Origin of the sequence: Thermogemmatispora sp., from assembly GCF_019683635.1 — a bacterium.
Classification (GTDB): Bacteria; Chloroflexota; Ktedonobacteria; order Ktedonobacterales; family Ktedonobacteraceae; genus Thermogemmatispora.
Map to the genome: position 1 here is coordinate 1 of NZ_JADGIA010000165.1, position 12,093 is coordinate 12,093.

7 protein-coding genes and 1 pseudogene are annotated in these 12,093 nt (G+C 59.9%); 4 read left to right on the plus strand and 4 right to left on the minus strand.

What is annotated here, in order from left to right:
- The first annotated feature begins 677 nt into the window (after positions 1-677).
- The gene (locus IRZ31_RS16105; protein WP_297155451.1) at positions 678-1,505 is read left to right on the plus strand and encodes a helix-turn-helix domain-containing protein; all 828 of its coding nucleotides are present in this window, start codon (positions 678-680) and stop codon (positions 1,503-1,505) included.
- A 126-nt stretch (positions 1,506-1,631) separates the two neighbouring features.
- The gene (locus IRZ31_RS16110; RefSeq protein WP_297155453.1) at positions 1,632-2,504 is read left to right on the plus strand and encodes a response regulator transcription factor; all 873 of its coding nucleotides are present in this window, start codon (positions 1,632-1,634) and stop codon (positions 2,502-2,504) included.
- 221 nt (positions 2,505-2,725) lie between these two features.
- Here the strand turns inward: IRZ31_RS16110 and IRZ31_RS16115 are convergent, their stop codons facing one another.
- Together IRZ31_RS16115 and IRZ31_RS16120 are read right to left on the minus strand one after the other, a co-directional pair.
- Positions 2,726-3,976 (minus strand): MFS transporter, encoded by a 1,251-nt coding sequence (locus IRZ31_RS16115; protein WP_297155455.1) that lies wholly within the window; start codon positions 3,974-3,976, stop codon positions 2,726-2,728.
- 2,021 nt (positions 3,977-5,997) lie between these two features.
- Complete coding sequence (locus IRZ31_RS16120) at positions 5,998-7,050, minus strand: NAD(P)-dependent alcohol dehydrogenase (RefSeq protein ID WP_297155457.1); 1,053 nt, start codon at positions 7,048-7,050, stop codon at positions 5,998-6,000.
- Between the two features lie 528 nt (positions 7,051-7,578).
- Between IRZ31_RS16120 and IRZ31_RS16125 the strand changes: the two genes are divergently transcribed.
- Positions 7,579-8,367, plus strand: coding sequence for a PhoU domain-containing protein (locus IRZ31_RS16125; RefSeq protein ID WP_297155459.1), 789 nt, complete (start codon positions 7,579-7,581; stop codon positions 8,365-8,367).
- Between the two features lie 207 nt (positions 8,368-8,574).
- Here the strand turns inward: IRZ31_RS16125 and IRZ31_RS16130 are convergent, their stop codons facing one another.
- Positions 8,575-9,738: a hypothetical protein gene (locus tag IRZ31_RS16130; protein ID WP_297155461.1), complete on the minus strand. Its 1,164-nt coding sequence runs from the start codon at positions 9,736-9,738 to the stop codon at positions 8,575-8,577.
- A gap of 419 nt (positions 9,739-10,157) precedes the next feature.
- Between IRZ31_RS16130 and IRZ31_RS16135 the strand changes: the two genes are divergently transcribed.
- Positions 10,158-11,231 (plus strand): universal stress protein, encoded by a 1,074-nt coding sequence (locus IRZ31_RS16135; RefSeq protein WP_297155462.1) that lies wholly within the window; start codon positions 10,158-10,160, stop codon positions 11,229-11,231.
- Positions 11,232-11,345: 114 nt separating this feature from the next.
- Here IRZ31_RS16135 and IRZ31_RS16140 read toward each other — a convergent pair.
- Positions 11,346-12,093, minus strand: a pseudogene (locus tag IRZ31_RS16140) (NAD(P)/FAD-dependent oxidoreductase); the annotation flags it as partial.

Genomic DNA, 12,093 nt, shown 5'->3' on the forward strand with positions numbered 1-12,093 from the left:
TTGTTAATGAGTAAAGCAACGCAATTGGAGTGATTGGCGACAGCGATTTGCTTGCGTCCCAGAGACTGCCTGTGCGGCGTAATCCTCTTCTAGCTCTCGCGCAGCGCTTTGGTCTCGCTTGCCCGGAAGAGGTGCTTCAGAGTCGCTCGAAAAGCGTGCTCGCTCGACAAATAATTCGTCCCAGGCTCTTCAGCGTGACGCCAGCTACCAGCGTAACTGAGGCCGTGCGTCTGGTGGTGGTTGATGAGCAGGGACAGCCACTAGGGGTAGTGGATTGTCAGCAGTTGCTGCAGACGCTCATCGCTTGGGACAGGGATACAAATTAAGAGGGCAATACCGGCTCTGCTCTCCATCGCTACCGACGTGACGCCCTCTCGCGCCGCGTCGGGGAGTGCTGGCGATGGCTTCTCTACCAACCCGGCGCGGAGGAAAACGAATCAGCTCAGAAGGTGCACTCAGTCTCACTAGCCAGTGTCCTCTCACAGGCTCTATACTCTCGATAAGGAGCTGTTGCAGCTTGCCCTGCCCCTGCTTCAATGGGCCACTTTCTAAGAGGACTGCCGTTCTGACAGCACAGAGCAGCAGTGCACTGATGGCTTCTCCCCTTGCTTCTCCGTGAAAGATCAGATATAATTGAAGCAAAATTTTTTGAACTATCTGATCGAGGAGTGACAGCCATGCCACTGGCTCTGGGGGCCAAAGCCCCGCCTGATTTCTTAAAGCTGCTCGCTCACGACGTCCGCTGGCGCCTGCTCTGGCTGCTGGCACGGAGCGATCATCACGGCAAAGAGCTGGCCAGGCTGCTGGAGCTGCCACAAAACCTGGTCTCCTATCATCTCCAGCAGCTGATCCGCCACGGATTAGTCAGAGAGCGAACCAGTAGCGCCGATGAGCGGGTTCACTACTATAGCGTCAATCTGGAGCAGGTAAGTCAGGCCTACTGGCGCACCGGAGAGCAGCTCCATCCGCTCTTGCACTGGGGAAATCACGCAGCCGCGGGTATCAAAGCTGCTGATACCGGCAGCTTTGGCCTGCGATCAGACAGGCTCGTGAGGGTCCTCGTGCTGTGCACACACAATAGTGCCCGTTCCCAGCTGGCTGAAGGCTGGCTGCGCCAATTGAGTCATGGCCGAGTACGGCCTGTAAGCGCTGGCAGTCAGCCGCAAGCGGTGCACCCGCTGGCTGTACGGGCTGGTGCTCTTCTGGGGCTGGATATCAGTCACCAGCGCAGCCGCTCGCTGGAGGAAGTCCTGGCGGAGGAGGCCGGGCAGCCGTTTGCCTACGTGATCACGGTCTGCGATCGCATGCGAGAGCAGTGCCCTGCTTTCCCGTCTGCTACGCAGGTGCTGCATTGGAGCATTCCTGATCCACTCGAAGTGGCGGGCAGTGAAGAGGAACGCCTGGCTGTGTTTCTGACGGTGGCCCAGGAGCTCCGACAACGAGTGCAAGCTTTTCTGCTCCTGGTGACTGCCCAGGAGCACCAGCCAGAGGCTGCTAGCTCCTGACTGACAGACCGACGGGCTGGCTGACTGGCCGGTTGACTGGCCAATGGATGATGAGCTAGAGAGGGAACCGGCCTGGCTGTGCTCGACAGGTGCCATCACTCGCACGACTGTGGGGAGAGGAGAGCAATGGATCAGAGACCTCGATCATTCCTACCAATGGAGCCTGTTCCCCTCCAGCCTTCTGCCACAGCGCTCTGGCCAGAGGAGGGGGACGGACATGTGCTCGCTGAGGAGCCGCCGCGGCTGCTCCTGGCAATCAGTGATCCCCAGCTGAGTCAGCTGCTCGGGGATCATCTGCGCGCGGAGCATTATCCCTTGCTGACCGCCAACGACGGAGACGAAGCCTGGCAGATCGTTCAGCAGCATCCCTTGCTTGGTGTCATTGCAGAACTCACGCTGAGTGGGAAAGACGGTCTGGAACTCTGTCGCTTACTACGAAGTCGGGAAGCGACGCAAGCGGTGCCTATCCTTCTGGTTGGCAGGCAGTACGACAGCATGGATGCTGTGATCGCTTTGGAGGTAGGTGCAGATGGCTATCTGGCGGCCCCACTCTGGTGGCCACTGGTCCGCGCTCAGCTCAAAGTGCTCCTCCGGCGCTGTCAGATCTGTTGCCCTTCCCTGGCAGTCTTTCCGCGCCAGCGTCAGCTGCGGGCGCTCACCGTCGCTGATCTCCACGTTGACCTCATCGGGCGACGCGTCTTCCGCGGTGGGCAGGAGATCCATCTGTCGACCCTGCTGTTCGACCTGTTAGTCTATCTGATCAGGAGACGCGGCAGCGTGCTTCAGCGCGGAGAGATCGCCCTGGCCCTCTGGGGCAAACAAACGGCGGCGGAAGAGCGTCTTGTTGACGCGGCGATCTACCGGCTCCGGGCCAGGCTGGAGCCTGATTTATCCCACCCGCTCTATATCCAGACAGTGCGCGGCGTTGGCTATCGCTTCCTGGAAGAGGAAGGTGCTGCAGACACTCGCTTCCGGAGAGCGAGTGCGTCACAGGCCTGATGGCTGCGGAAGAGAGCAGCGCTGCGGGCCGTAGCCCTGCTCAGAGGATGCGCAGACGATCACTTCTCCCAGAGAGGAGTCGGGGACGTTGCTCCATGCACGAACGCGGGTAAGCAGCTCAATGGGACATGCGGTCCCCCTTCTTTTCTGGAGAGAGGAAGAAGGCCTTGTCGTTGGACAATGCAATAGAGGGCGAGGGTCTGTCGGTGGGCTAGCGCCGGCTAGGATCGAATTGCTCTGGCTGTTCCCCACCGAACCTGTAAAAAGCCCAGTAAGAGTGATGCAAGCCCTGCCCAAATTGCCAGATAGAGGAAAGCTGCTGTGGGAGAAATCAGGCTCCAAAGCAGTCCGGCGGCACCACTTGCGAGGAGGTTCCCAAAGCTTTGGATAGCTGCCAGGAGTCCAAAAGCTGAACCGCGCACATCGGCAGGAGCAAGCGTTGCCACCGCCGCGTGCTCGCTGGTCTCAATACAGCCGATAGCCAACCCGGCAGTGATGAAGCTGAATGCCAGCAGAGCGATATGAGGGACGTTGACTGCAAAGCCGAGATAGGCAAGCAAGAAGAGAAAAACACCCGCCAGGAGGATGCGCAGCGGTCCGAAGCTATCCGAAAGCCGTCCCGCCGGGAGAGAGGCCAGCGTGGCTGCTACATTGTAGCCTGTGTAGAGCAAGATCCCGATCTGCGTCGCAACCTGGAGACCCAGGCCAGGAGCGAGCTGCTGCGTCGCTCGCAGAATGAGCAGCGTGGCCGCCGCATTGCTGGCTTCAAAGAAACTGACCCCAAGCAATACCAGCCCTAACTGGCCACGCAGGAGGGGGCGGATGGTGATCTTGAGGCGAGTGCGCTCCCGGCTGGTTGCGCGAGGGAGATGACGAATGGCATAGAAGATCGCCAGCGCGGCCAGCACCCCTGGAAGAGCCGAGAGAAGAATGGCTGTACGCACGCCAACAAGCGTGACCAGCCAGAGGGCAAGCAGTGGGCCGCCAATCGCCCCCAGATTATCCATCATGCGCTCAAACCCATAGGCGCGTCCATACACTTCCGATGGGACCATATCCGCCAGCAACGCATTGCGGGCGGGCACGCGCAGCCCCCGGGAGAACCAGGCCGCTGTGCGCAAGAGCGCGACTTGCCAGACAGCCCCTGCCGCCCCAAGGAGCGAACTCAACAGCGCGGTGGAGAGATAGCCGCCAATCGCTGTGCGGCGCCGGGAAGAAGGAGCATCAGCCAGCGGGCCTCCCACGAAGCGAGCCAGTCCGGCCAGACCATCAGCCAGCCCTTCCAGGAAGCCCAAAAGAGAAGCTGGGGCACCCAGAGTAATCGTCACCAGGGAAGCAAGCAAGGCAGTGGGGATTTCATGCCCTACATCGGCCAGAAAACTGGCTAGGCCAATAGCGCGTACCCCTGGGGTAAACCAGCGAGGATAGTCGGTACGTGCCACTCCCTCATCAGTGGATTGCGGTGCTGTCATCGGCCCTCTCATCTCGACTAACAGTGCTATATAGTATAGCAGGTGAAGAGATAACAGGAAAAGAGCCTTCCCTCGTTCAGTCTAAAGATAGGATCCCCTGTCTGGCTAGGCCTGGCAGGCAACTCGAGATCTTAGCGGCCGAGTGGAAGCAGAGGGAGATCAGGAGAGAAACGTGCTCTCCCTCCCCCGGCTTCCCTCTGGAATCCTCTGGCTACTAGAGGCTGCCTGTGTCCACTGGAAGGGATTTTCTGCCCGCTTTATCTCTCCCACGCTCCGTCGGCTTCAGGCTTCCCAAAGGAGGCAACAGCCCATGACCTTTCCCGGCAACCTCTTGTAGGCCCAACTCAACGGCCTGTGGGAGCACTCACCCTTTTACCGAGATCATTTCGCACGCTGCCCGGTCGATCGTTCCAGGTTGAACGAGTATCGTGAATTCCGTCGTCTGCCCTTCCTGGAGGAATGGCATCTCCGGCAGTACAGCGCCCACTTCCACCGGTTCGATGTTCACATCACGCGCATTTATTGCAGCAGGGGAACCCTGGGTGAGCCCAAGTCCCTCTATTATACACTGGAAGACTGGCTGCTCGCCGTGAAGGCCAACGCGACATGCCTGGAGATGGCAGGCTTGGACCAAGCGATACGGTTGCGATCCTCCAGCCATTCGGGATCTGGTCTATCGGCTCCATCTTTCTAGACAGTGTTGCTCAGCTTGGGGCCACAGGGCTGCCCCTGGGCATTCACCTGAGCGACGAAGATGCCCTAGCCCTCATTTGTCTTGCTCAGGAGGGCAGAGCTCTCCTGAGTGGGCCGTCTCGTCAAGCGGCCTATCGTGTCCCCTCTTCGGAGGGAGATGCAAGTCCCCGGGTTTAGCCGGGGGTACTTGACCCAGAGACACCATGCCACTGTGCTGATGGCAGCTCCTGGCAACCTCTGTCGTTTGACGGCAACCATTGTGAGGCAGGGCAAGCAACCTGCAGCCACATACGCAGTGCGAACGTTGATTGTCTCGGGGGAAAAGCTTCCTACGAGACAACGGAGCTATCTTGCCAGTGCCTGGCAAGCAACCGTAATCAGTCTCTATGGCGCGGCGGAAACCGATAGCCTAGCGATTGAGTGTCGCCAGTGTCATGCCCACAAGCTCCTCTCCGACTATTTTTTCTTCGAGCGGTTGTGCGGGGATGAGGCGCAGTCACTTCCTTTGCATCCACGGACGGCGCTCTCTGGCGAGCTCGTGGTCACCATACTGTACAGGCAGGGGACGCCGCTGATCCGCTATCGACTCGGAGATATGGTTCGTGTGCTCTCGGCCTGCGACTTCTGCCATCATCTCTCTCTGCCTACGCTCCATATCATCGGGCGCGTGATACCTTCCGTGACGCTGAGCGACGGGACAAAATTGTACAGCTACCAGGTCGAGCGAGCTCTTGAACGTGCCATCTCCGGGCCTTTCTGCTGTCAGGTTACCTTGACTCAGGAGCACGGCAGAGCTCGACTGCACCGTGTTGTCTTCTGTGAGCAAGTTGAATCCGGTCAGGAAGCCCGGTTGCAGGAATATCTAGGCGAGGCCTCTCTCGACCTCGCAGACGCTCTGAGAGCAGGAGTCGTTGCCAGTATTGAGGTCGTGTGCAAGAACCTGGCTGCACTGCCGCTGAATCAGAGCGGCAAGGTTGTGACCTTGAGCGACCATCAGACAGACCGATGAGCATCTCTCACTCGCATGCCTGGAACGGCCAGCCTCGCGCAGCGGGACCACGTTTAAGCTTCCGTAGGGCACTGATCGCGACAACCCAGCAGTGGGCGATGCTACAACCCACGAAGGGAACGTGCTTCGTCCATGATCGCCCATCAAGCGGGCGGCATCGGTCAGACTGTTGTTGACCTGCGAGCTGGCAGAGAGAGGCCGGCGGCCCCCCTCTGCCGGGCAGGGGCAGGCTGTCGGCCACAAGCCTGGTTAAAGCTTCCTTGCTGATCTTACATGGGCGGGTCTGTACTCCCGCCCTGTCACCGCCAAGAGCTTCAGCTCAAGCGAAGACAATGAGCGGCTTGATGATGCCATCTCGCTTCTGGTCCATCATCTCAAAGGCTCGCTCCATCTCTTCAAACGGAAAGGTGTGGGTGGTCATCAGCGTCGGATCAATGCGCTTCTGCTGCAGCAGGCGGAGCAGGCGCTCCAGGCGCAGGCGCCCGCCAGGGCAAAGCCCGGTGGTGATGGTCTTTTCTGCCATGCCCACCCCCCAGTCCAGGCGCGGGATATGGACAAACTCGCCGTGTCCGTGGTAGCCGATGTTTGAGATGGTGCCGCCTGCTCTGGTCACTTTCACGGCGTTCTGGAAGGTAGCATCACTGCCCAGGGCTTCGATCGCCGTATCCACGCCTTGCCCATCGGTCAGCTCCAGGATGCGTTTGACCACGTCCTCACGGGAGAAGTCGACAATGACATCTGCCCCGTAGTGGCGGGCCAGCTCCTGGCGCCGGGGCACTGACTCCACAGCAATGATCAGGCCCGCTCCCAGCAATCTGGCGCCGGCAGTAGCCATCAGCCCGACTGGCCCCTGCCCAAAGACGGCCACTGTCCCGCCAAGAGGAATCCGACCCTGTTCAGCTCCCATGAAGCCGGTTGAGAGCATATCTGCGCAGTAGACTGCCATCTCGTCGGAGACATCAGCCGGGATCAGGGCCATATTGGCATCGGCCTCATTGACGTGAAAGTACTCTGCGAATACGCCGTCTTTGGTATTGGAGAATTTCCATCCTCCCAATGGTCCACCTGACTGAGAAGGATGGCCGGCCTGAGAGGCAAGATCACCCCAATCTGGGGTAATGGCTCCTACGACCACACGATCACCTGGATGGAACTGGCGCACCTGGCTACCAACAGCGTGCACGATGCCCACCGCCTCATGGCCGAGCGTCAGATTGGTGCGAGGGCCGATGGCTCCCCGCACGGTATGCGAGTCCGAGGTACAGATGAGCGCTCGCGTTGTGCGCACAAGGGCATCGTTCGGGCCTGGTTCAGGCAGGGGCTTCTCCATGAAGCCCACTTGACCGATGGCCTTCATCACAAAGGCTTTCATGATCACTGGCTCCTGTGTTTTCAGCACTCGCCTGCTCGCAAGTGCTCTGGCAGGGTAAACTCTTATTCACGTCATGGGGAGCACAACGGTTTCGCTCCTGGGCTGGCAGTCCGTTGCTGCTTTCCTCAAAGGAGGAGTATAGGCTGTTCCGCTCACAAGTACTTCACTGTGGCCCCCACGCCTTATCACGGTTCACTCCCAAGGAAGGGAGTCAGCTCTGCTCAGCATTTTCTGCTGATGATCCCCGCAGGAAAGGATGTCCACGGGCTGGATTTTTCCCCCTTGACCTCTCTCAGGAGAGCAGCCTGCGAAGAGCGGGTCGGGAAGCGCATATCCAGAGGAGACCAGGATGGTGAAGTGAGAACGTACTGTGAGGCACGGGCCCGTTCTTGTGCAAGTCTTGTGAAATGCCGGGAGTATATGTTCATCATGAGCAAGGGCAATGGGAGAATGACCAGGTGCTCCCCCGCTGGTGAGCAGTGGCAGAGCCTCTGAGCCAGTTGAGAAGCAGAGAGAAGGAGAGAAGTCATGTGTGAACGAGAGGTAGATGGCTCCCGCTCCCTGCGGGAGCTTCAGGACAAACTGATACGTCTGGCCATCCTGGCAGGCGAGCGACTGACACGCGCGCTGAAAGCCGTAGAGGCGCTCGATCCGGAGCTGGCACGTACCGTTCTACCGTCTGACCCGACGATTACCAGCCTGCAGGCCGCGATCGAGGACGAAGTCCATGTCCTGTTCCTCGAAGGGGAGGAAATGGCAGAAAGCACGCGGCGTTTCCTGGTGTCATTGCCTGTGCTGGGCAGCGAGCTGCGCCTGCTGAGCGAGGAGGCCCAGGAGCTGGCCCGGCTTGTCGTCTGGCTTGGCACTTCAGCAGGGCATGCCGGTCAAGACGATGGAGAGGAGAGGCAATGGCCGGAGACCATTGCCAGGCAGGGGGAGCAACTCGCGGGCTTTGGACATCAGATGAGTGCGTCAGCGATGGCAGTGGCCCTGGCTCTGGCAGAACAGGATACACAGGGGGCGCAGCGCCTGTGGCGTCAACAACGCCGTCTTCAGCATGAGCTTACCAGATTGCAACGCAGCCTGCTCCTGATGACACCGGCTGGCTCGCTCACCTCTACGGGAACCAACGCCCCGGGGCAGCGCTGGATCGCCTATCTTTCTGCCCTTGCCCTGCTCTTGAAGCGCATCAGCTCCCACTATGCCACGCTTTGCGAACGGATCATCTTCGTGGTTGAAGGAGTACGCAGCATGCGTCTGCTGCAACGTCTGGAAGCTCGCCTCCTGGTCGACCGCCGTCAAGAACCAGCTCAGTGAGGGAATGCAAGGGGCGGCAAGGAATCTCTCAGTCCGCCACGCCGCTCTATGACTGCGCCTTCCTTGCCTCCAGGTTCCTTTCCTCTCCTGGCGCCCTGGCCCTCTCTGCCTCAGCACCGGCGGATTCTGCCAGCCGGGCTATGTGGCCCTTTTCCCCTCCCAGGAAGGCAATAGCCAGTCCGGCCAGCCGGGGCATACCCTGGCTGCTCAGTAGCGGAAGAGGGCCGCCAGCGGGCCCGGTGCTGGCATATGCGCTGGCGCGACTAGGGAAACCTGGCCATCGTGGAGAATCGTCTGCGCTGCCAGTCGGTCGACCAGGTCTTCATCGTCGGGCTGGGCTTCGGCGTGGGCTTCGACGGTCTGTGTCCCAGGGTCCAATCGACCCCAGAGGGTGGCCTCTTCAGCGATGAAGAGAAGCTGGATGCGCCCACCGCAGGCCGCCCGAGCGATCTCGCTCAGGTCACCAGACGCTTGCCCTGTGCCCTCACGCTCGCGAAAGCGGGCCAGGGCCTCCTGCTGCATCTCTTGCAGGGCAGAGACGACCAGTGGCCAGGCTCGTTGTCGGAGTGAGGCCGCGCTCACCTCATCAAAATTTCCCTCCAGGCCCTCCTTGAGAAGGAACGGATAGGTGTTGACATGGCGATAAAGCGCCTGCAGTGAGGAGACGGCGGCCAGCACAAGCGGTGCGTGCTGGCTACGCAGAAGGGCATGCACCGCGTGGTCGATTTGTCGGATATAACGTAATTCATCCGCCTGCTGCTCTTGTTCGCCTGCTCCCTGGCCATGATACATCACGGCCCCGCGCTTTCCATGACGAGTCAGTGGACTACCGCTATGATATTGGAGAGCATGGGCTCGTGACCAACGCTCTCGCCAAGAGCCTGGAGGACTGGTGACGTTCTCGGGTAAGGGCACCTCGTGCTGGCCGAAGGGATGGCAGACCAGCAGCCGCACCTGCTTTCGGCTCAGCACGAGAAGATAGAAGTGCTCGTTGTGGCTCAGCAGTGGTAATAGCGGCTTGATGAAAAAGTGCTCTCCAACCACTACCTGGGGGGGAGGGGCATAGGAGAGGTGATAGGTCCGATAGAGGGTAGCCGAGCGGAAGACCGCAAGCCCGGGTGAAACCGTGTTCCACAGCGCGATCTCGGCAGGCAGGGCCTCGATGGGCGCGAGTAGACTCTGCTGCGCGGGCCGGCTCAGCTGCGTCTGCAGCAGGCGCTCACGTGCCTCCTGGAGCAAGTGTTTCAGCTGCCGTAGCCCAAGGCGATAGCCTTGACCTTTGCTGGGTGTGGGTAGATAGAGCGAGAGGCATGGGGCCTCCTCGCTCGATAGGATCGTCTTGATTTCCTGATAGTATCGGTTCTGCTGCATAGTGCATCTCTCTGACAACCGACTGTAGCTTTCTCTTCTTAATGAAAGCTTAGAACGGTTCGCTCACGAGCCTCTCTCAGGAGGCTCTGTTGCCTTCACAGCCAGGTTACAGGTTGAGCAATGGCGCTCGCTGCACCGGGTGGCATGACGGCTTCTTTCTGTGCTCCCCTCTTGCTCTCAAGAGAGCTGTCTGAGAGAGAGGAACGCGCCCCTGAAACTCTTTCGTGAGAAGGATCAGGTATCCTCGGAAACGAGGAGGAGACAGCCGGCATGGAAACAGTCAGACAGCTGATCAGTGATAGGCAGCCAGCGCGTCTGATACGCTACGAAGCAAGTTTAGAGCTGCACCGTGGCATACGTGAGCAGAAGATAGTGCTGAGCACCGCTAGCTTCACAGTACAGAAAGGAGCAGCATACCAATGTTTCGCCGCATTCTTGTGCCTCTAGATGGCACTCCCGCCGCTGAGCGAGCCTTGTTGATCGCCGCGCATCTGGCTCGTGCGGCCCAGGGATCGGTGACGGTATTACGCGTCATTGAGTGGCCTCCCCCGGGTGCGCTCGTCGACAGCAGTACCCTGTTTGATCCTTCCAGCAGCCTGGCAGAGCATGAGCTTGCCAGTGCCACGCGCTACCTCAACGAGACTGTCCAGAACTATGCTCAGGCCCTTGAACACCTGCCCGTCGAGCAGGAGGTCGCTTTTGGTCCCCCAGCCTCGACGGTGTTTTCGGCAGCGCGCCTGGAGCAGATGGATCTCATCATTCTGTGTACTCACACTGCCAGTCGGATCAAACGGTGGCTGGTGGGCAGCTTGGCACAGCAAGCCGTCAGGCGGAGTCCGGCTCCCCTGCTGGTCTTCCATGAGCAAGGGCCGCTACTGTCCTTGCCACGGCCAGGACGCCCGCTGCGGTTGCTGCTTCCGCTGGATGGGTCGCTGACCGCGGAGGCTGTCCTCAGACCGGCCTTGCAGCTCCTGGCACTGCTTGCTCCACCTGAGCTGAGCCTGGTGCAGTTGTTGAGTGTCATCGATGTTCCTGGCTACAGGACGCTGGGGGGGCCGCATTTCCCTGTACCTGACCCGGACCCACGTGAGCAGCTCCAGGAGGAGGCCAGGAGCTATCTGGAGGGGGTGATGGAACGAGTGCGCCAGGAGCAGCTGGCTGATCCTGCTGTGACGATCACATCTGCGGTGATCGCCAGTAGCAATGTCCCTGGAGCCATTCTCAAACATGCTGCGGCTGAAGATGCGCAGAACCAAACTCAGCAGTTCGATCTGATCGCGCTGGCCACTCACGGGCGCAGTGGCCTGTCCCGTCTCCTGCTCGGCAGCGTCACTGAGCAATTGCTTGCGAGCAGTAAGCTCCCCCTGTTTATTGTTCGCCCCGGGATGCTACATGAGAGTAATGGCTCAGAAGAACACACCAGCCAGGCTGAGGAACAGAAACCGCCCACATCTGACGAGCCAGGGGCCGTCGGTTGGACAGGACTCCTCTGAGCTGACCTCGACTGACAGGAAGGAACGTCTGGCCTGTACGATGAGAGGCGGGCCAGGAAACGTGGCCCGCCTCTCGTTGCTTGCTGATTGACCTGGCTGGTCCACTGCACGGGCCTAAAGGAGACCCTGGGGGATCAGGTGCCAGTAGGCATGGTTCAGCAGCTGCTTCTCCAGATGGTAGAAGAGGCTTGGGCGCGGGGGTTCAGGCGGGTGCTCATAGTTAAACACCAGTTGCGTTGCCCGGCGGTTTCCGGTCTCCAGGAAACACATCACCTCGCCATCGTAGAGACCTTCTTCGGTTTCAAGCGTCTCTCCACGGATCTCCGCTACAAGACGCCTGGCCAACACGCGAGCTTCAAAATGGGCGGCTGAACCGCTTTTAGGTACGGGCAGGTCGGTGGCATCTCCGAGGGCATACAGATGCTCCTGCCCTTTGACTCGCAGGGTGTGGCGATCAGTTGGAATCCATCCCTGGCTATCTCCCAGGCCAGACGCTTCGATGACCTGCGCCCCGCGATGCGGAGGCACCAGGATGAGCAGATCAAAGGGCACCTCTTCTCCTTCCAGTGAGCGAATCACCCGGCGTTGCTGATCGACAGCCTCCGGCGTAAAGAAGACCCGTGTGGCGATCTCGCGCTCCTCCAGCAGAGGTGCCACCATATCTGCCACCCGCTCGATGGTAAAGATGCGCGGGAGGGGATAAAGGTACTCGATGACGGTGTGCTCTCGGAGGCTATGCTGACGAAGCCAGTCATCAAGCAGGAAGGTGAATTCCAGGGGGGCGGGAGGGCAACGGTAGGGGATACCGGCTACTGCAATTACAATGCGCCCGCCAACAAACGTGCGCAGGGCCTGGCGGAGC